This is a genomic window from Bacillus sp. Y3 (assembly GCF_008123875.1).
Taxonomy (GTDB): domain Bacteria; phylum Bacillota; class Bacilli; order Bacillales; family Bacillaceae; genus Bacillus; species Bacillus altitudinis.
In genome coordinates this window covers 222,014-242,182 of record NZ_VSSC01000006.1, presented here as the reverse complement: position 1 = coordinate 242,182, position 20,169 = coordinate 222,014, and the positions used below count along the sequence as shown (strand labels likewise).

24 protein-coding genes are annotated in these 20,169 nt (G+C 40.9%); 10 read left to right on the top strand and 14 right to left on the bottom strand.

All coding sequences use genetic code 11. The features are described 5' to 3' along the window. Positions 1-39 precede the first annotated feature (39 nt). Both FXF70_RS15805 and FXF70_RS15800 read left to right on the top strand, forming a co-directional pair. Complete coding sequence (locus tag FXF70_RS15805) at positions 40-1,203, top strand: oxalate decarboxylase family bicupin (RefSeq protein WP_008341972.1); 1,164 nt, start codon at positions 40-42, stop codon at positions 1,201-1,203. Between the two features lie 67 nt (positions 1,204-1,270). Further along, on the top strand, positions 1,271-1,693 hold the full coding sequence (locus tag FXF70_RS15800) for a regulatory YrvL family protein (RefSeq protein WP_148780678.1): 423 nt from the start codon (positions 1,271-1,273) through the stop codon (positions 1,691-1,693). A 4-nt stretch (positions 1,694-1,697) separates the two neighbouring features. Here FXF70_RS15800 and FXF70_RS15795 read toward each other — a convergent pair whose 3' ends face one another. After that, entirely contained in the window at positions 1,698-2,165 is a 468-nt protein-coding gene (locus FXF70_RS15795) for a DinB family protein (RefSeq protein ID WP_148780676.1), read from the bottom strand. A gap of 206 nt (positions 2,166-2,371) precedes the next feature. Here FXF70_RS15795 and FXF70_RS15790 point away from each other — a divergent pair, with 206 nt between their 5' ends. Further along, entirely contained in the window at positions 2,372-3,505 is a 1,134-nt protein-coding gene (locus tag FXF70_RS15790) for an FAD-dependent oxidoreductase (RefSeq protein ID WP_148780674.1), read from the top strand. 23 nt (positions 3,506-3,528) lie between these two features. Here FXF70_RS15790 and FXF70_RS15785 read toward each other — a convergent pair whose 3' ends face one another. The 3 genes from FXF70_RS15785 to FXF70_RS15775 all read right to left on the bottom strand — a co-directional run bounded on the left by FXF70_RS15785 (position 3,529) and on the right by FXF70_RS15775 (position 7,768). After that, positions 3,529-6,123 (bottom strand): YfhO family protein, encoded by a 2,595-nt coding sequence (locus FXF70_RS15785; protein WP_148780672.1) that lies wholly within the window; start codon positions 6,121-6,123, stop codon positions 3,529-3,531. Between the two features lie 87 nt (positions 6,124-6,210). Then, positions 6,211-7,194: a glycosyltransferase family 2 protein gene (locus FXF70_RS15780; protein ID WP_008341983.1), complete on the bottom strand. Its 984-nt coding sequence runs from the start codon at positions 7,192-7,194 to the stop codon at positions 6,211-6,213. Between the two features lie 301 nt (positions 7,195-7,495). Next, complete coding sequence (locus FXF70_RS15775) at positions 7,496-7,768, bottom strand: YfhJ family protein (RefSeq protein WP_017366871.1); 273 nt, start codon at positions 7,766-7,768, stop codon at positions 7,496-7,498. Between the two features lie 116 nt (positions 7,769-7,884). On the opposite strand from FXF70_RS15775, the gene FXF70_RS15770 reads away from it, so the two are divergent. Together FXF70_RS15770 and FXF70_RS15765 are read left to right on the top strand one after the other, a co-directional pair. Next, a complete protein-coding gene (locus FXF70_RS15770) occupies positions 7,885-8,034 on the top strand; it encodes a small, acid-soluble spore protein K (RefSeq protein WP_003217849.1) in 150 nt (49 codons plus the stop codon). Between the two features lie 25 nt (positions 8,035-8,059). Then, positions 8,060-8,233 (top strand): YpzG family protein, encoded by a 174-nt coding sequence (locus FXF70_RS15765; RefSeq protein ID WP_003217811.1) that lies wholly within the window; start codon positions 8,060-8,062, stop codon positions 8,231-8,233. Positions 8,234-8,295: 62 nt separating this feature from the next. Here FXF70_RS15765 and FXF70_RS15760 read toward each other — a convergent pair whose 3' ends face one another. Together FXF70_RS15760 and recX are read right to left on the bottom strand one after the other, a co-directional pair. Further along, positions 8,296-8,610, bottom strand: a complete 315-nt coding sequence (locus tag FXF70_RS15760) for a YfhH family protein (protein WP_046342999.1) — start codon at positions 8,608-8,610, stop codon at positions 8,296-8,298. A 3-nt stretch (positions 8,611-8,613) separates the two neighbouring features. After that, entirely contained in the window at positions 8,614-9,405 is a 792-nt protein-coding gene (gene recX, locus FXF70_RS15755; protein ID WP_046342997.1) for a recombination regulator RecX, read from the bottom strand. Between the two features lie 95 nt (positions 9,406-9,500). Here recX and FXF70_RS15750 point away from each other — a divergent pair, with 95 nt between their 5' ends. The 3 genes from FXF70_RS15750 (at position 9,501) to FXF70_RS15740 (ending at position 10,777) form a co-directional block, all read left to right on the top strand. Then, positions 9,501-10,397, top strand: a complete 897-nt coding sequence (locus FXF70_RS15750; protein WP_046342996.1) for a TIGR01777 family oxidoreductase — start codon at positions 9,501-9,503, stop codon at positions 10,395-10,397. 52 nt (positions 10,398-10,449) lie between these two features. After that, positions 10,450-10,560, top strand: coding sequence for a YfhE family protein (locus FXF70_RS15745; protein ID WP_017358836.1), 111 nt, complete (start codon positions 10,450-10,452; stop codon positions 10,558-10,560). 61 nt (positions 10,561-10,621) lie between these two features. Further along, positions 10,622-10,777 (top strand): YfhD family protein, encoded by a 156-nt coding sequence (locus tag FXF70_RS15740; RefSeq protein WP_008341997.1) that lies wholly within the window; start codon positions 10,622-10,624, stop codon positions 10,775-10,777. 35 nt (positions 10,778-10,812) lie between these two features. Here FXF70_RS15740 and FXF70_RS15735 read toward each other — a convergent pair whose 3' ends face one another. Beyond that, complete coding sequence (locus FXF70_RS15735) at positions 10,813-11,400, bottom strand: nitroreductase family protein (protein ID WP_024720283.1); 588 nt, start codon at positions 11,398-11,400, stop codon at positions 10,813-10,815. 270 nt (positions 11,401-11,670) lie between these two features. On the opposite strand from FXF70_RS15735, the gene FXF70_RS15730 reads away from it, so the two are divergent. Then, positions 11,671-12,927 (top strand): transcriptional regulator, encoded by a 1,257-nt coding sequence (locus tag FXF70_RS15730; RefSeq protein ID WP_035391280.1) that lies wholly within the window; start codon positions 11,671-11,673, stop codon positions 12,925-12,927. A gap of 35 nt (positions 12,928-12,962) precedes the next feature. Here FXF70_RS15730 and FXF70_RS15725 read toward each other — a convergent pair whose 3' ends face one another. The 3 genes from FXF70_RS15725 to mprF all read right to left on the bottom strand — a co-directional run bounded on the left by FXF70_RS15725 (position 12,963) and on the right by mprF (position 16,980). Further along, positions 12,963-13,430 carry a thiol-disulfide oxidoreductase DCC family protein gene (locus FXF70_RS15725; RefSeq protein WP_007496690.1) on the bottom strand — a complete coding sequence of 156 codons (468 nt, stop codon included), beginning with the start codon at positions 13,428-13,430 and terminating at the stop codon, positions 12,963-12,965. A 337-nt stretch (positions 13,431-13,767) separates the two neighbouring features. Further along, positions 13,768-14,316: a thioredoxin family protein gene (locus FXF70_RS15720; protein ID WP_008341670.1), complete on the bottom strand. Its 549-nt coding sequence runs from the start codon at positions 14,314-14,316 to the stop codon at positions 13,768-13,770. 93 nt (positions 14,317-14,409) lie between these two features. Continuing rightward, entirely contained in the window at positions 14,410-16,980 is a 2,571-nt protein-coding gene (gene mprF / locus FXF70_RS15715) for a bifunctional lysylphosphatidylglycerol flippase/synthetase MprF (protein WP_060832188.1), read from the bottom strand. A gap of 168 nt (positions 16,981-17,148) precedes the next feature. Here mprF and FXF70_RS15710 point away from each other — a divergent pair, with 168 nt between their 5' ends. Continuing rightward, entirely contained in the window at positions 17,149-17,628 is a 480-nt protein-coding gene (locus FXF70_RS15710) for a MarR family transcriptional regulator (protein WP_008341672.1), read from the top strand. 17 nt (positions 17,629-17,645) lie between these two features. Here FXF70_RS15710 and FXF70_RS15705 read toward each other — a convergent pair whose 3' ends face one another. From FXF70_RS15705 to FXF70_RS15690, 4 genes are all read right to left on the bottom strand, one after another. Continuing rightward, a complete protein-coding gene (locus FXF70_RS15705) occupies positions 17,646-17,930 on the bottom strand; it encodes a hypothetical protein (protein ID WP_148780670.1) in 285 nt (94 codons plus the stop codon). A 12-nt stretch (positions 17,931-17,942) separates the two neighbouring features. Continuing rightward, positions 17,943-18,470, bottom strand: a complete 528-nt coding sequence (locus FXF70_RS15700; RefSeq protein ID WP_148780668.1) for a YfiT family bacillithiol transferase — start codon at positions 18,468-18,470, stop codon at positions 17,943-17,945. 13 nt (positions 18,471-18,483) lie between these two features. Then, positions 18,484-19,491 (bottom strand): zinc-binding alcohol dehydrogenase family protein, encoded by a 1,008-nt coding sequence (locus FXF70_RS15695; protein ID WP_148780666.1) that lies wholly within the window; start codon positions 19,489-19,491, stop codon positions 18,484-18,486. 89 nt (positions 19,492-19,580) lie between these two features. After that, positions 19,581-20,078, bottom strand: coding sequence for a hypothetical protein (locus tag FXF70_RS15690; RefSeq protein WP_017366863.1), 498 nt, complete (start codon positions 20,076-20,078; stop codon positions 19,581-19,583). Positions 20,079-20,169: the final 91 nt, after the last annotated feature.

Below are 20,169 nucleotides of genomic sequence, written 5' to 3'. Positions count from 1 at the left end.
GTCACCTCACACAATACGATGTTGAAAGGGGATTTTATCATGAGTGAAAAGCAAAATGGTGTACCGCAGCCGATTCGAGGAGAAAAAGGAGCAACGGTCAAAATTCCACGTAATCTCGAGCGAGACAGACAAAACCCAGATATGCTCACGCCACCAGAAACCGATCATGGAACGGTTCCCAACATGAAATATTCTTTTTCTGATACGCACAACCGTTTAGAAAAAGGCGGCTATGCCCGCGAGGTAACGGTGCGTGAACTGCCAATCTCTAAAAGTCTTGCCTCTGTGAACATGCGGCTAAAGCCTGGTGCGATTCGCGAGCTTCACTGGCATAAGGAAGCGGAATGGGCGTACATGATTTATGGGGAAGCCCGAATTACATCGGTTGATGCAGAGGGGCGCAATTTTACAGAGGATGTGACTGAGGGAGATTTATGGTACTTCCCTTCTGGCTTGCCGCACTCTATTCAAGCACTTGAACCAGGAGCTGAATTCTTACTTGTGTTTGATGATGGTTCCTTCTCTGAAAATAGTACGTTCCAAGTGACTGATTGGCTTGCGCATACGCCAGAGGAAGTTGTGCTCCAAAACTTTGGAATGACAAAGGAGCAATTTGAGAAGCTACCAGAGAAAGAGAAGTATATTTTCCAAAAAGGAATTCCTGGTTCTCTTGAGTGTGACAAGGTGAAAACAGAACAAGGAGAAGTCCCGAATTCCTTTAAATATGAGCTGTTAAAACAAGAGCCGATTACGTCAAGCGGCGGACAAGTGTGGATTGCGGACTCTACCAATTTCAAAGCGTCTAAAACGATTGCATCCGCTCTTGTGAAAGTTGATCCAGGTGCCATTCGCGAGCTGCACTGGCATCCAAATACGGATGAATGGCAATATTTTATTTCTGGAAAAGCACGAATGACGGTATTTGCTTCTGATGGACATGCGAGAACCTTCAACTATCAGGCCGGGGACGTTGGATATGTACCATTTGCGATGGGGCATTATGTAGAGAATACAGGCGACGAACCGCTTTATTTCTTAGAAATTTTTAAGAGTGATCATTATGCAGACATTTCACTCAATCAGTGGCTTGCGGTTACACCGAAACAGCTTGTTTTGGATCATTTAGATCAAGGCGAAGAATTCTTGAAATTGCTTGATACTGAAAAACATCCTGTCATCGCTGCACCTAAAAAAGAGGATTAATTCCACCTTCCTGCAAAAAGGCTGTCCTTTTTGCAGGTATCTTCATGTAAAGGAGTGTTGTTTACCCATGCAACAATCTGTTCACGCTTTATGGCAAGGGCTGAAATGGCTCATGGCGCTATCAGCTGTCTGTTACATATTTTTGTTGTTTTGTGTGCTGTTCTTTCATTTGACCGGTGCTTTTTATCAATCGATTTTATCGTTGATTCTGTTTATGGGCATCTATGTTGTACTTGGGATCTCTTTTGAACATCTGGAACACGTGCTCATGCGGTTTGTTCGTAAGTGTCGGTCCAAAAAACGATCCATCATTTTCTATGCCGTTTTATTTCACCTTTTGTTTATTTGGGGTGCTGTCTACTTATCAGATGAATTGGTTGACGGCATTTTGCTGACTACTTCTGAAGAAATTCTCTTTGCGCTAAGTCTTTGGCTATTTCATTTTTTGTTTGATTATGCGACGTTTCCATTTGAGAAAGAAGCTTCGTGACACTCTATCGTCTTTCTGTAGAGAGCGCTTGTTTGACCTGCTCCATATGATGGAGATCATGTTCAATCACACCTTGAAAATAACTTGATAACGTCAGCTCGGTTTGACCGATCAGAAAGGGTGTAGTCCAGCGAGATGCTTCGATTTTCTTCATTTCTTGAAGCAATTCTGTTCTGACAGCAATAAATCGCCCAATCGTCTCGCGTCTCGCTTCGTGTCTCGCCCTTTTGGCTGACTGCCGGTTCATTTCATGCACATCTGGTGCCTGAGGTAACGCTTTATTGTTCCAAAATTCCTTTAGGCGATCGTATAAAATAAATTCATCCCATGGAACGAAATGTGCGATGATCTCAGCAATGCTCCACTTTCCATCAGCGATGGCGCTACGCCATTCTTCTTCTGTAACTTTCGTTAGTGACTGTACCCATTCAAGGGTGTGTTCATAGTGTTTTATCACGGTGTCTTTGTTCATGTTTTGTTATCTCCTTCATGTTTTTAAAAGAAGTTGATCAGAAATTGGTTAGTTTCATTCTTGCGAAATCATTTATAACATATTATCATATACTTTAATTACCAAATGAAGAGGGGGAATTGTGATACGCTGTCCTATATGAAAAAGCTTATTTTTTTGCACTAAAATAAACCGACCGGTCTGTTTATAAAAGGGGAGGAAAAATGATGAAATCTCAAAATGTAATCATTATCGGCAGTGGTGTAGCAGGATTGGCTACTGCTTTATTTTTAAAAAAGGCTGGAATGGAAAGTACGATTTATGAAAGCAGGTCAGATGAAGAATTAGAAACAGGAGCAGGTTTTTTACTGTCTCCGAATGGGGTAAAGATTTTGGATGGAATCGGGTGTAAAAATGAAGTAATAGCAAATGCAACCGTGATAAAGAAGATCCAGCAAATAAACAGTGAGAATGAAGTAGAAGCGATCTTTCACAATTATAGTGAAAAATATTATGATGCTCCTTTACTGAACGTCATGAGAGACCAAATCATCAAATCACTTTTAAAAGAAGTTCACCGTCAAGGAATAGAAGTGAAATACAACAAAAAATTAATCTCAATCAAACAGCAGCCTCATACCGTTCAGGTTCTTTTTGAAGATGAAACTGAGATAACAGGTGATATTGTAATAGGAGCAGATGGAACTTTTTCTAAAACAAGAGAGGCTATTGCGTTTAATGCTAAATTAGACTATAGCGGTTTTTGGGGACTACAAGGAGTATCGTTTGTGAAGGATTTTGTATTGGATGAGGCAACAAGTTATTTTTACAATGACGGAAACTTTCAATTCATTTTTGGAAAAGCGCATCCAACAAATAAAATGAATATTTTATGGCAAGCTTTCTCTCAGTGTCCTGAGAAGTTACCTACAAAACATTTTGAGAAAGCCAATCAAGAAACCATCCGACAGTTATTATATAAACAAATGGAACATTGGAACATTCCTAAACATTTTTCTGACATCATCGATCATACAAACATGTTCTTTCCAAGAAGTATCTATGAAATAAAGGATTTTCCTGTGTGGTCAAAAGGACGTGTTGTTCTTGTAGGTGATGCGGTACATACGGCGAATCCTTTTGTTGGTCAAGGAGCATCATATAGTCTAGAAGATGCCATGCTCATAGCAAAGATGCTAAGGGATCATGATTATCGAGATGCGTTCTATTATTATGAAAAGGATCGAAGAAAGAGGACAGAAGAATTGAATGCGCTATTTCAGCACATGAGTATTCAAAACGATATTGATAAAAAAATGAACGAATACACGATTGAATGGGATGAAGAAACTTACGTATGAGATGAAAGATAAAAAAACACCACTTATGCTGAAAAGTGGTGTTTCTTGTGTTTTCTCCGTGCATAGAGGATCGCACCGATCAAACTGACGAGTGAAATCAATGTGAGAATTCTGATATAAGGCGGATAGTAGGTTAGCACGATCTCGTTTTTTCCTTTTTCTATTGGAAAACCGATAAACGCATAATTGGCTTGTTCAATATCGGTTTGATGGCCGTTCACCGTGAGCTCCCAGCCTTTTTCATATGGAACAGGCAGAATCATATAATCATCGCCGCGCTTGTTCTCATAAGAAATCGTAAAGCGGTTATTTTTAAGCTTCACCTGCTGGCTGCCATCATCCTGTTTTTCTTTTTCATATGCCCGCGCAAGGGTGTGGTAAGGCTCATGATACAGCTTTAATTGACTCAGCTCATACGTCCCTTTTGGCACTCGTATGGAAAGGATTTTTTCCGCAGGGACTCGAATCGTCACGTCATTAACGCCTGTTTTGTAGATAGACGTATTGCTTTTGCGTGATGTGACGTAGTCATCCACAGATAACTGAAATCCTTCGTTACGGTCGGTCCGCTTCACATAAAAGCTCACATACACATCCCCCATGCGAGCGATATCATCTGGAAGGGTGATATTCAGTCCGCCCGTTTTCCCGTATACATCAAGCATGCCATTTTCGTATACCGCTTGTTCAGTATGAATGTTTGTATCCTTTATTCGATCAGGCGATTGGTCGATTTCAGCATTTCCTTTTTTGTTTAAGATCACACCTTGCAGCATCGCATGTTCTTTATCAAGTGCTGACGCATGCTCTAGTGACTTTTCTGAATAGACAGTACTCGTTGTTCTTGCAAATGGGAGCGGGCGTGTATTTTCATACACTTCATAATGTTCGCTTTCCAATATTGGCTTAAAATAAACCGGCGGTGAGAAAGACATCGATTTGTCTCTCATATAATACTTCCCGTAGGTCAGACTGTATAAATTCGCCCTGTCCCCCATTGTTGCATACCGGCTGACACTTTCCCGTCCCATATCAATTTGCAGGTCATTCCAGTAGAAATGGAGCAGATGCTGATTCAATATACTGGAATACGCACTCATGCCTTGAAAACCTTCAAATAACGGGGTGTTGTTGCGCACACCATTCATCCAATCAATCCGGGCAAGCGGATCTTTTGAAGAGCGGCTTTGAATCTGCTGAATGAGCTTCATTTGCTCATGTCCAGCATACGCCTCACTACTCAGATACATATCTGATACACTCTTAATATTGCTTCTTTCAAATAAGTAGCCCTGCTGATACACGCCTGCTGTCAGTAAGCTCACAACGATGAGCACAGCTGAAAAGAGACGAAGGTGCAGACGTTTCCCCGCATGTATCGAGAGGAAGAACAAGCTGATCACAAGCAGTCCTATTCCGGTAAATACAACAACATCCATATTTCCCTTTGCTCGTTCTGAAAGGGCGACTGCGAGAAGGAATACAATCCAAGCGCATAAAACCGCACGTTTTTTCCACTTCCACTCGATTTGCGAGAAATGCTTGATGGTGATGGCTACGACCGCTCCAACTGTAAAGGCAAGAATGTATTCAAACCTGTATTGCGGTGCAGAAAAACCATTAAACACGCTCGCCATCTTTGGACTGTAGTGAAAAATGATCAGCAGAACACTGATCGATGTGAACATGAAAAACCATCTGTTCCGGTATAGCGGAATGAGGAACAGACAAATGAGAAAGATCACAGGTAATAAATACACCCTGCTTGTAAACAGCAGATGATCATGCAGCTCGAACCAAGGAATCGCCTGTTCATACGGCGGTCTTACATTATTGAGAAAGCCGTAAACAGACGGGATAAAGAAGGCAGCACTGATCCCAAACGATAACAACGTAGAGATCGCAAGGGTCCAGAACACCTTCCAGCCTCGCTCCTCGCTTTGAAGCTTAATCATATATCTGAAGACGAGATAAATGGCTAAAAAGATAAAGTGAATGTAAGCAAAGTAAAAATTATTGATCAGCATGAGACTGCAAGCCGCAATAAACCAAGCCGGCTTGCCTGTTTTAAAAATCCGTTCAACCCCGAGCACAAGCAGCGGAAGCCACATCATGCTGTCGGTGAAAAACTCCCAAAACGTTTGATGCCGAAAGTACACAATAGACAGTCCGTAAATACCGGCACCTGTCAGCGCCCCCAGCCTATGTTGCACAATCGAAAGAAGCACACGGTATGCGATGAACAGAATGACCGTCAGCTTGATCACACTAAGCCAAATAACAGCATTTGCCCAAAAGTGAATATCTGTTGACTGTATAAGGTGAAGCGCATTCAACAGCCAGACGACAGCAACTGTGACCATAAAAACAGTCGATGTTGTAAAATAATAACCTAATTGCGTATATGTACCGCCGCCTAGACCGAATTGATAGGAATAAAAGAAGTTTCCTTTGACGTATTCATCATACAGCAGCTTTTTAAACGGGAGCATTTGCGAAATGCCATCCCCATCTCCCGTCATATATCGGCCTTGCGTATATTCATATAAGAAAAAGGAGTGTCCTAATAAAGCGAGAATGAGGCACATTCCAATGAGTATCCATCTACGTTTCATCATCTAAACCCTTTCTACAAAAGATCCACTGTTCATTGAAACAAAACAACCCAGCAAGCGTTTCGTGCTTGCCGGTTATTTGACTCCACGTTATTTAAATAACTGCGTTAACACTCGGTCTTGTTCTTTTGAGCTTGTCTCTTGTTCCATGACATTTGATTCTTGAATTAAGTAATGCGGCCTCTTTTTCGTTTCATAGTAAATTCGGCCAATGTATTCTCCAATCACACCTAGACTCAAGAGCTGGACACCACCGAGGAAAAGCACAGCTGAGATTAAAGTGAAATAACCCGGTACCATGATGCCCGTTCTGACGATTTGAATAAAGGTTGCCACGATGTAAATCAAAGAGAGAAATAAGATCAAAATACCCGTATAAAAACAAATACGCAGCGGGCGGTTGTTAAAAGAAATAACGCCATCTATGCCATAGTTAAATAATTTCTTCAGTGACCATTTTGTATCACCGTGCTGTCTTTCCACATTTTCATAATAGATGACCTTTTCTTCAAAGCCAATCCAGCAAAAAAGCCCTTTTGAAAAACGATTTCCCTCTTTCAGCTGAAGCAATGCGTCGATCGCTTGACGGGAAATTAAGCGGAAATCTCCTACACCATCACGCAAGTCCACTTCGACCACCTTGTTCATCACTTTATAATACATCGATGATAGGTAAGAACGAAGCTTGCTGTCCCCTTTACGGTTTCGTTTGGCAATGACTTGATGATAACCTTCTTCGTAGCCTCTAACAAAATCCTGAATCAAATACGTTGGGTGCTGTAAGTCGGCGTCCATAATGATCGCAGCTTCCCCTTTTGCATGCTCAAGACCTGCTAAAATTGCAGCTTCTTTCCCAAAGTTACGAGAAAAGGAAATGTATTTGACTTTTGCACTTTTGTGAGAGAGCTCTCTCATGTATTGAAGCGTATTGTCTTTGCTTCCATCATTCACAAAGATGATTTCAAAGTCATAATGAAAATCGCGAAACTCTTCCTCGAGTGCCTCAAAGATTCGTCTGATGTTTTCACCTTCATTGTAAGAAGGAATTATAACAGAGAGCAGTTCCCGTTCCATATCGCACCTTCTCTTCACTTTTTTCACATAGTCTGTTATGTTCATTATTCCTTTTTTGTCAGAAAACGAAACCCTTTTTTATTATCCATAAATTTCATGTATCCTTAATCGTTACATTATATCAGAGTTTTATTTCCAGTGATTTTCACCAACATGAATTTAATGTAATTTTAAGTTTATCCATTGTAAAAAGCCTGTAATTTTGATCACAGACTGGGTATTGTTTCATAAAATTGTTTGGTCATTTATATATTTTCCTGTTTATTGAAAAAGATGAGTAGAAGTGAAAAGGGCAACCCTTTTAATGCAGTAGCCCTTTGTCGTTTTGTTGCAGATGCTCATTTGCCTTCGATTGTTTATTTTGAAATAAATGCAGCTGAGCGCCGTAGCTTTCGATCCATTCTCGGACAATCCGTTCAGTCGTTTCCTGTCCTTTATATTTGCGGCCAGCCTTTGCATAGGTTGTTTCAAAATCACTCCAAAGGAGCTCTACCCATGTACGTGCTTCTTCATATGTGAGCATATTGTTTTTTTCCATTAGTTGTTCGGTTAATCGCTCAAAATATTGTTCCATACTGGTTCCTCCTTCATCTAGCAGAAAGTGCCTTTTTAAAAAAATCTCTTTTTTCATATACTACCCTTACGTCTTCAAAAGACGCAAATGATTTGTATTGTTTGGAGGGAATCAGTATGCGTAATAAAGCAAAGGGCTTTCCAAATCAAGTGAATCACAAGTTTGAAGGCGAACCAGGGGCCACAGATGCTTATGCGTCTAAAAGGCCGAACGGTGAGACGAATACACGTCCACAGGAACGTATGAGGGCATCAGGGAAACGCTAATTTTTCCAAAGGGAGTGCTTGAGATATGAGTTCAAATGGGAAATCGTATATGGAAGACTTTGTTCAATTAAGAACAACCGCTTACCCTCAACCATGGGCGAATGCTAAACATTCTGCCTCTCAGGTCAACGGAGAAACGCAGCAAACGCAGCACGACATCGTACTTCAGAACAACGTCCGTAAACAACGTTCGAAGTAAAGAAAAGGACTGATCTCTAGGGATCAGTCCTTTTTCTTCTTACCTCAGCAAATGGCTATCGATCAGTCCTTTTGCGTAAGCATTGAAATCGGCAGGGCATCTTCTTTATTTGGCACTGATACTCTGTAGCCCCAAGCAAAAACCCCATTTAAATACTCCACATAAAACTGCTCGTCTGTATCTTTGATGTGATAGGTCGTTTTCGTCTGAATAGTAGCTGGATCTAATAAATAGGCTTTCGCCATGTCAATTTTCCGCTCCAACACGGCATATTCATTCACAATGCCTAGCTGCTCAGCCTTTCTTGCTTTTTCAGAAAGAGCGGCAATCTCCTGCTTTAATTCGTATTCTGTCATTTCACTGTAGCGTTTTTCCATCTGTCATTCCCCTTTGTCTAAAACATGATCAATTGTATCAAGATCAAATCCTTTTCGGTAAAGGAATTGCTTCACTTTCATTTTTTTCTCAAATGATCCGTCATATCCTACCTTGCGTTTTGCCTTCTCAAGCATATAGTGAAGGGCTTCTTCTTCCTTTTCCTCTTCTTGTCCATCATAGGCTTCTTGAAGGGCTTTATCAATGATATCAAATGAAAATCCTTTTCGCTGAAGCTGCAATTTGATACGCTGTTCAATTTCTTTTGCGGACCGGTTTTTCTCTTTCTTAACCAGCTTCTGCACTTGCTTCACTGCTTCCTCTAGCTGCAAATCATTTGGATATTGCGATAGTGCTTGTTCGATGGTGTCATCGTCTATGCCTTTCAGCTTTAATTCTTTTTTTAGCACTGACGGGCCTTTGCTATTCGTTTTTCGGTGGGTGCTTACATATGCTTCTGCAAATTCAAGATCATTTACATACTTATAATGTTTTAATTTGTGTATAATTTCACTAATAGCAGGTGCTGGTATGTCTTTTTTCGTCAAATAATCGGTGACTTCTTTCACTGATCTCATCCGATACGATAAATAATCGACGGCCTGCTGAAATCCTTTTTTTACTGCATCACCGAATTGAATCTCTATGATATCGGCTTCGTCCAGCTCTTTTCCCTTTTTCAAATCATGCTGGACGAGCACATCTAGATCAACGCTAAAAGCGTACTTTTCATCAAGAAAGATGTTCACGCGTTCTGTATTGTTTTTCTGAGCAGAGATTTTCGTAATATAGGGCATCCTGTGATCACTCCTTTTTTCAAACAGTCAGGATGTTTCTTCTGATTCAAAATCGTGAAAGATATAGGTATGTATATGAGAGGAGAAGATGTCAATTGAATATCGCCATTACCGGAGGAACCGGGTTTATCGGCCAGCATGTCACAAAGGTGCTCGCAGCTGAAGGACATCATCTATATATTTTAACAAGAAATCCAAAGGAATCCGAACAAAATCATTTACACTATGTGCAGTGGCTGACAGAAGGTGCTAAGCCTGAACATGAATTGCCTGCGATTGATGTATGGATTAACCTTGCTGGAAAATCCATTTTCACACGCTGGACGGACAAAGCAAAAAAAGGCATTCTCTCCAGTCGTCTTCAATCCACACAAGAAGTGAGACGCATTATAGAAGCGCAGGAATCGAAACCATCTGTGCTCATTCAAGCAAGTGCTGTCGGTATCTACGGCACTTCCAAGACAGAAGACTTTACGGAGGAGGCCCCTCCAGCCGATACAGACTTTTTAAGTCATACATCTAAACTTTGGGAAGCTGAAGGGCAAAAAATTGAGGCGCTCGGTATTCGCACGGTTTATACACGCTTTGGGGTAGTGCTAGGAGAAAAAGGCACACTTCCTCTTATGACCTTGCCATACAAGCTGTTTGCCGGTGGAACGATTGGCTCTGGCTCGCAATGGGTATCTTGGGTTCACGTGGAGGATGTAGCACATCTCATTGCGTATGCCATTCAACATGAACACATATCAGGTCCACTCAATGTCACATCTCCAAATCCTGTTCAAATGAAGCAGCTGGGGCAAACCATTGCATCTACCCTTCATCGCCCTCACTGGCTGAAGGTGCCGTCCTTTGTCATCAAAACCGCACTTGGCGACATGTCATTGCTTGTATTAGAAGGCCAACGTGCTCTGCCGAAAAAGGCACTGCTTTCTTCTTATGAATTTTTACACCCTGAGCTAAAAGAAGCGATTTTGCATTCAGAGGAATAAATTTTGTCAAAAACACCCATCCTATTAAAAATGAGATGAGGGGGCGATTTTGATGAAGAAAAAAGAACACCAGCCGACTTCAAAACTGAAGAAAACCCAGGAAGTTCTGTATCAACAGGAATTCAAAAAAGCGGAAAGAGCAGCAGAAAAAAGAAACAAATAAAACGGATATTCCTCTTTTACAAGCACATAACTAAAGTGATCTTGTAAAGGAGGGAAAAGCTTTGAAAAAAGACCAACACAAAAAATCCAACCACCAGCTTGCGGCACAAGAGACGGATGGCGAATATGTTGAATTTTCCAAAGAACTTGCAGATCCGAATGACGTAAAAGCGATGGCACGTATGAAAGCAGCCGATCAGCGTGCCAAAAAACAATAAGTAAAAAAAAACAGACCCTATCAAAAGGTCTGTTTTTATTTGATTTCAGTTAGCAGGCTTGATGCCTTCTGACGTGACTTTTCCTCAGGCACCTCTTCTGGATAACCGATGTGAAGAATCGCGGCAAAGCGTTCGTTTTCCTTTAATCCCATATCCTGTTGAAACCCTTTGTCGTATAAGATACGGCCGCTCTTCCATACCATACCGATTCCTTGATCCCAAGCCAGCAGCTGGAAGTTTTGAATGAGCGCACTCACAGCGGCAAAATCATCATTTCTCACAACTGGATTTTCGTCTTCTTTTAGAACAACAAGTAAAAGTGCTGGTACTTTAGAAAAATAATCTCTGTACTGATTAATCTTTTCTTCTTTTGCGTCTGGATTGTTGCGTTTAAAGAAAGCAATAAACCGCTCAACAAATACCTCTTTCGCTTCATCCGTCACTGCATATAAAAAACGCCAAGGTTCCGTGATTTTATGATTGGGTGCATAGACTGCGTCCTCTAATAATGGCTGAAGCTGTTCAATGCTCACCGGCGTTTCTTTGAATTTTCGAATGGATCGTCTATATCTGACAGCGTCTCGAACCGTTAACGCTTCTGTTTGTTGTTTTGTTTCTGGCATATATGTCATCCTTTCAATCAACCTTAATTGAAATTGATTCTCATTCACATTATAAACATGATCATGTGCTGTTTGCAAATAAGACCTCACCTCTCTGCTAAAAAGTTGTTTGCCTTTTTCAAGTAATGTTACAATCATATTACGTTTTAAACAAATTTTGAGAAAAAGGCCAAGATGATGAAATGATTTCAGGTATTTCCACTTTGTCTCATGCGGCTATTTTTTCAAAAAGCTTTCAACCCATGATTGGAAGGGAGGCTTCTGGATGGAATGAAAATCAATATTGGGCAAATCATCAAACTCTATCGTTATAAACAAAATATGACCCAATCGGAGTTGGCAGAAGGAATTTGTTCTGTCTCTCATTTAAGTAAAATTGAAAATGGCTCAAAAGAGGCCAATCAAGATACGATCAATCTTTTGCTTGAACGGCTTGGAATTAGTCAAGAAACGCTGTCGCAAAAGGCGCGTCATCTGTTGTCATTACTCGATGAGTTTCAGATGAACATGTATTTCTATGCGCTCGATCAAGCAGAGCAAAATGCAGAAATGATCATTCATCACGAGGAACAGTTCTTTTCGCTAGATTTAGGGATTCAGTATCATTTGTCCTTATTTCAATTTTATTTATTAACAGAAAAACAGCAGCTTGCCTTAAAAACGCACCGCGTGCTTAAGAAGTTTGAAAAAACCTTTATTGACACAGAAAAAGAAACGTTTGAATATCTAGATGGCATCCACCAGATTAAAATCGGTCAGCTTGAAGAAGGATTGAAAAGACTTGAAAGCTGCTTTTCTTACGCTTCTGTTGAACAGAGCGACCTGTATTATCACTATGCAAAAGCACTTGGAGCTATGGGGCATCTCGGTGATGCGCTTGAGGCCACACATCAAGCAATGGATTTGTATAGACAAAAAAATAATTTCAAGCGGGTCATTCATTGTACACTCATTCATGGGGTCATCTCACTGGAATTAAAGGCCTTTCAAACAGCTAAAAGATATTTAAAAGAAGTGATTTTACACACGTCGCTTCACCCTGATGCTTATATTAAGATGACAGCTTATTTTTATTACGGGGTTCTCTTAAAACGCCAAGGAGATTTCTCATCCGCTGTGCCTTATTTACTAGATTCACTCAATTATTTTAATCAAGAACAGATAGAAGATCGTTACTGTGAAACGCTCTATGAAATCGCGACATTGTATGCGGAATATGATCGCAAAAAGGCGCTTCCATACATACACGAGCTGCTCAAACAGCCTCGTATTCAACCAAACTGTTTATATATGATTAAAATCTATAAATTGATGATTGAAGAGAATCCTCATGATTTGAAAACTTATTTAGTAGAAGCAGCGATTCCTTACTTTGAACACAATCAGCTCCACAATGAGTACTTGTTTGCTCTTAGAACCTTACTTTCCTATGCGGCTTCTGAGCTTGATAAGCGTGCATATATGTCTTACACAACGAAGCTGCTTGATCACTTAGCATCATTTATCCCATATTACAAAAAAGCATGACCTTCTGCCGATCGAAGGTCATGCTTTTTCTATGATTAGATGGTTTTTTGTTGATCTGTATCGGGACGGGTGACTTGTTCGACAGAATGAATGTACCGTTTTCTCGCAAAATAATCGTAAGCATGCTGCCCAAAGCCAAGCCAAATGCTGAGTACAATGAATGGGACCGTTCCCCATAATGCAGGGATGTGACAAGCCATTCTCAGCCAAGTATAAATCCCTGAGTTTTTTTGATTTTTCGCTAAGGAAATAGACACGATTCGTTTCTCTGCCTTCTCTTCACTAATTTTATTCAGTCTCAGCAGCTGTGAGTGTCTAAATGATTCAAAGTGAATTCGGTTTTTCCAATCGAGTGATTTCAACAGGTCAATTGCTTTTGCACATGAAGGACTTTGTCCGTCATAAAACACAAGCAGTCTGAGTGATTTGATGGAACGCTGTTCTCTTTTCTTTGATTCAGCGAGCTTCTTTTTTTCTTGATCGAGATAGATGATTTTTTTCATAAATTGATCGCCAGCCCTTTTCCTTCATTTATTTTTTTAGTTCGTTCAAAGGAGATTACAACTAGATTACTATAGTTGCTGGGCCTCTTGTATTGGGAAAAAGCCATCCGATGTGCGTTATATGAGCCTTTAGATAAGGGCAAAATAGCTGATTTCATGGCATATATGAGGTTTTTCAACTAAAAGTGGTTGGGAAAATCGTGATGCTTTGCGGTTTTCTGCGGTATTTGATAGAATTCTGCGGTTTTTCTACATCTTTATGCGGTGTTTTGTAGGTGAAACGCAAAAACAAGATAAAAAAAGACTACTTCCCATTGCGGCGAAGTAGTCTTTTGGTTTATATTTTTGCCAAAACTTCTACTATTTCTTTCTCAATATCTTTCCATAAGTAACGATCTGTCGTATAGTGATGTGCGGCTTCTTTCGCAAACACTTTAAATGCTTCCTCAAAATCGGGTGCATCTTTATCCGGCTTTTTCTCGTCGACAAAGCGCTGAGCTTCTGCTGAGCGAGGTCCCCATTTCCCCACTTCTTTCCCGTCCTGATCAATAATGACGATAATCGGAATAGATCTTGCGGTCCCGTTCGTTAAATACTGATCCATCAGGTCTAGGTGCTCGTCCCGAATGAAATAGCGCGCATCAATCAGTGCTTCATTTGCAATACGCATGAAAATAGGTACATTGACCATCGCATCGCCGCACCAATCTGCCGTGATCACAAGCGCTCTCAGTTTTTTCTTTTGAAGTTTTTGAAGCAGCTCTTTTTCCTTTTGATGAATTGCGTACTGGTTGTACACCGTGAGTAAGTTTTCACGGTTTTTCTCCATGTTGTGTACATATGTACGTTCAGCTAATCCCTTTGTAAACCATTCATTTAGTGTCATGTGAACATCCCCCTTACCCTTCAACTTTACCACTTTTGCTATTCTTTTGTCTAAAAAAACCTTCACCTAGTGAAAGGTAAAGGTTCTTTGGACTTATGGACGCCGTTTTCGATTTGGGTCCATTCCTATCAGCTTAGTGACGAGCACCATTGTGACAGGCAGTGATGTATTCTTTTTATACGCTAAATATTTTCCGCGCCATTCTGGTTTATATTTCTGTTTAAACGACCGTAAGCCGCTGAAACTATACATATATCTGACGTTATTGAAGATGACACTCGCCAAACGTTCTGTCAGAAAGGACTGGTGGAACGTGCCAACATTCGATAATGGCGCCATTCCCATGTTAAAGGATGTGTAGCCTTTTTCTTTCGCCCATTGAAAAAGGTGGATAAAGAGTGCATCCATCATCCCGTTCGGTGCATCATGCATATGACGCATGAGGTCGATGGATATCTCTCCTTTTTGATACATCGGCATTAAGGACACAAAAGATATGATCTGCCCTTGTTCATCCTTTAAAATCGCAATCGGTGCTTTTTGAAGGTAGTCTTCATGGAAATAGCCTAATGAAAATCCTTTTTCTTTTTTCTTGCCCAGCCAGCTGTCAGAGATTTGTTTTAAGGTTGAGATCAATTCCTCTGAAAAGGGCGGCTCCAGCATTTCAAACGTATAGCCTTCTCGTTCAAATTTATTTGCAACAGCCCGTAAGTTTGATTTTTTCTTTCCTGACAAAGAGAACGTTTCTAAATCGACCATGGCTTCTTCCCCAAGCTTAAAGAAGTGAAAACCTAGGTCATGATAAAGCGCCATTCCTTCACGTTCTACTTGATAAAAAGCGACACGATAGCCTGCTTTTTCTGTCTGCTCCAAAAATTCTTCCAGTACAAGCGGATAAGAGGCTCTACGCCCAGAAGGATCTCCAAGCACAATAACGCAGCGGCCAATCCGGCCAAACTGAAGCATCGCCTCTCCATCACTTGAGAAAAACAGTTTTTTGTCTCCCAAAAAACCTAGATGACTAAGAGCATTTCCTCCCTTTTCTTCGAGAAAAGTTTTTAATTTTTCTTCATCGGCTTCTTCGCCGATTGGAACTGCTTTTTTGTTAAAAATCAATTTGCTAATGAAAAAGAAAAGAGGGACGCCAATTAAAGCAATCATACTGGTCATCGTGATATGCCGTTCATTATGAACCAAATAGTCCTTGCTTAAGAAATGACCAATTTTCATCCAAATGAAGTTTCCAATGACATTATAGTTAAACAACACGAGTAAATATCCGGCGGCGGCGGCCACAAACTGATTCAAAGAATAAGGCGCCTGCTGCTTCACAAATTGATTTCGAAGCGAGAAAAATACCACCATGATGACCGGCAATATAAAGATCAAACTTAGGTTAAACCCTTTTAGTAAAGTAAACACAAAGCCGCCTGCTAGGGCAATCATTGTCAATAGATAAGACCGTTTTGTTCTTTTATACACTTCAATGGACAAAATCATTAAAATGATCCCGAACATTAAAGAAAGACCATTAAATCCTGATAACAAAAAGCGTGGAATGGTTGTGATCACACCTAAACGATCAACAGGAAGCACAACGGAAGCCATAATGAGCAAACCGCTTCCAAACGTTAAAATGGACAAAGATCCGTACAATAAACGGATGAGTAGCGCTCGGTGCAAAACAATTAAGACGTTCGTTGTTTCAATAGCAGGCGCCATTCTCGGATTGCCTTCAAGACGCCTGAGTGTTGTTCCAGTTAAATCGTATGCCGCTAGACAGAGTCCAAGAATAAACGGGAAAATGGAGTAAACGAAGCGGTACAATACAAGGGCTGTCAGTACCATCTCTTTATCAAACCCAATGTATTGCATACTGAGTAAAAAGATCAGATCAAACGAACCAAATCCGCCCGGAACCATACTGATTAAACCGCCGATTGACGCAATCGCAAAGACGCCTAATACAATACGGACATCAACGTTCATCCCCATAGAGACAACAGCCATGTACATGACAAGACCAGCTGCCAGCCACTCTAAAAACGATGCACCAATATAAGCATAGATTGGGTGCTTCAGTCCGTTTTCACCGCTCTCAATCGAGCTTTTTCGAATGGACGCCATGATGATGTAAATGGGCACAATACAAGCAAAAATAATGACAAATGCCCATAACCACGGCTCCTGACTAATAATACTTTCAACTGGCAGGACCCTAACTAAAATCAAATCACTGAAAATAGATAAGCCTAGCAGAACGGAGGATGTTAAAAGGGCTATGCCTTTCAGCAGTTTTTTCGTATCGGTTATGTATTCCTTGTATAGAAGCGTTCTAAGCCCTGCTCCTGATAAACCACCGAATCCAAGTACACTGTTAAAGGAGTTGGCGATCCAAGAAATTCGGATCGTTTTCCAGCCGCTGATGGGCATATCAAGGCTTTTTCTTAAAATAAAATCATATAAGGACATGGATAAAACAGCGACAAGTCCAAGAAAGACAAGAATAAACAAGTCCATTCGATTCAAGCTGTCAATAATATAAAACGTCTTTTTAATGGAAAGGCCGCTCAGCTCCTGCTTGGCGACAAAAATTAAGACAAGGATGATCACGATCGGAAAGAGCATTTTTAAGATCGTCATACCCGTTTTTTTGTTCCACATGTTTTTCCCAACTTTCTAAGTTGCTTCATTAATTTCAACTGACCATTATTATACAACAAATACCACTTAATTCATGCAGTTTAACATTCAAAAGCTTCATGATACTTTCAATTAGAAGTAAAAATCAGTAATATAAAGAAAAGAGCCGCTTAAAGGAAGTGAACAAGCGTGGAATATAATATTCATGACACCACCGTACTAAAAGAGGAAATCCTATCTCCTGAGGAAAAAAAGACATGGGTGCTGTATATGAAAGTGCTCACTGCTGCAGGACTTGGAGATGTTTCTGAATGGATGAAGCTTGATATGAGTATGCCTCAAATGAAAGTGCTCATGCTGCTCAATAACCATGGCTCTCTTAAGGTGTCCGAAATTGCTGAAAAAATGGGGGCTTCTTTGTCCAATATGACAGGGCTGCTTGATCGGTTAGAACAATCGAACTTTGTGGAACGAAAGCATTCTGAGCGTGACCGTCGAATCATTGTCGTAGAATTGACAGAGGAAGCGAAAAATATTTTCAGAAGTATTTATCAAAAAGGGCATGAAAAAATTAAAAATTCCCTGCAACGGCTCAATGACGAGGAAAAAGAAAAAGTTAATGAAGGTCTAGCTATTTTAGAAAAAGCACTTCGTCCTGAACGTGGCTAAAAAAGGAAAAAAGACGGTCACTTGAAGTCCGTCTTTTTTATTTCTTCTTTTTCTTGTTTATCTGGGGTGAAAAGATATTGACGAATGACTTCCCGGTCATCCCACAAAAGATAACCTAAACCGATAATGAGAAAAATGATGCTGATCCACGTACCGCCTGGGAGTATATCTTCCAGTTCCTCGATTGTTCTTTCTGCGCCTACATTTCCACCATAACGAATCTCAAACAAAACGAATTTTGCTATATAAAACAATGCCGCCATGCAGATAAACATAGCGCCGACAATTCTTCTACTAGACATGTGTTGACTCCTTTACTTCCACTGATTTCTTTTGATTAATTCCGTGATATGGGCGAGATGATGCTGTGAATGCCAGACGTACATTCCTGTTGCATCATATAAGGACACCGTTTGTTGATCGGCTGGATGGTAATATGCAGCGTTGAAATCTTCCTCTGTCATCTCGCGAAGTAATGTGACCCACCGGCGATGTAGACTGCTGATTAACGGCAGCGATAGGCTGATAGACGCCTTACTGTCAGGAAGTGAAGCAAATGCCTCCTGATCATATGGACGTATGTGCGGTGTTTCTTCTGTCAGCGCAAGTTTAAATCGCAAGTAGGCGTTCAGATGGCTGTCCGCTACATGGTGAATGAGCTGACGAACGGTCCATCCTCCTGACCGATATGGGGTATCCAGCTGATCATTTGTCAATGGGACAACTGCCTCTTCATACTTTTGAGGAATGAGTGCCAGCTCATCAATCCATGCCTCCAGCTGCTTTTTCGTTTGTTGTTCCACCGGTTCATATAAGCCAATCGGATATTGTAATGATGTCATCTACTGCCCCTCCTTAAAATCCTTCTAGAACAAATTTACCTATCATCTTCCCTTGCTCAAGTGTTTGATGTGCCTGCTTCAAATTGGCGGCATTGATGGGGCTGAGCACCTTTGTTAATGTATGTTTTAACTTCTTCTCTTCAAATAATGTACTCGCTTCTTTTAAAAGCTCGTGCTGCTTCATCATATCCGATGTTTTGTACATCGGCCGTGTGAACATGAATTCCCATACAAATGCAGCACTTTTATTTTTGAGTAATTGAATGTCTAAATGCTGCTGATTTTCAACAATGGTACAGATCGTCCCTTGAGGTTTAATCGCTTCTGCCATCCCTTTGAAATGGCCATCTGTATCATTTAAGCATAAAATGTAATCCACTTCGCCAATCCCTTTTTCCTGAAGCTGCGCTAAGAGCGGCTGGTGATGGTCAATGATATGATCAGCCCCTAATGAGAGACACCATTCATTTGTTTCAGGTCTTGAAGCAGTGGCGATCACAGTCGCTTTCGCTAATTTGGCGAGTTGAATGGCGATAGAGCCCACTCCGCCTGCTCCACCGATGATCAGCAAGGTCGAGCCTTCTGCATTCCGCTTCATATGCATTCGGTCGAATAGCGCTTCATATGCCGTAATTGTTGTAAGAGGCATGGCAGCTGCTTCGGCAAAAGAGAGATTTGCAGGCTTTTTCGCCACAATTCTCTCATCCACAAGCTGGTATTCACTATTTGAGCCTTGTCGCGTGATATCTCCTGCGTAATAGACGTGGTCACCCGGCTGAAACAACGTACACGCTTCGCCCACTTCCACCACCGTACCGCTTGCATCGTAGCCAAGAATTTTCAGTTCTTCTTCCTTCTGATTCTTCGGTGACCTCACCTTTGTATCCACTGGATTCACCGACACAGCCTCTACTTTCACCAAAACATCCCTGCCAGCTGCTTTGGGCTTTGCCACCTCCTGATCGATCAGGCTTTGTTTATGCTCAATTGGCAAATACTCAAATAATCCAACTGCTTTCACTCGCTCGCACTCCCTTTCTCCATGCTTCTTTTCCACATTTTATCATACATTTCTGATGCTGATGGATCAGTCAGCAAGCGATTGCACATTTAGGATTTCTTCAAAGCCTTTCGTTCCCTCACGATGTAAGAAGGACGAGCCTTTTGTAAAGAGAGGACATAGGTGAACCAGCCGCTCGATTTAAAAAAGTACTGAACATAATAAAACTGAATGTGCTGCAAGAAAACGACGATGAACAGAAAAATTGTGAATGATAGCGTTACAATGTCTCCCTGCATCCATCCACTGATCAATAACATCACAAAACCGAGCATCATGAGCTGTTCGAGCCTCTGCACGATCTGGACAACGAGATGTCCCCGTTTGGTTAGGTCACCTGATTGGCGCTTTCGAATGTTTCTCGATTTATAAAACCATACGATACTTGTCACTAGATGATGAATGATAAAAAGAGCGATCATGACCATCAATAAAGGAGTTGATTCAAAAAGGTCTTTTATAATGAAAGGGATCACCAAAAAATAAAATGCGGTAAATACGTGTCTAGCTGATAAGAGAAATAGTTGTTTTTCTATGTATCGCTGCATGTGTCTCACCTCTATATGTAGTACGTCTCATTTGTCATAAGGTTCCTTCTGCATATCAAAAAAGGATGCCCTGAAAAAGGCATCCTTCATG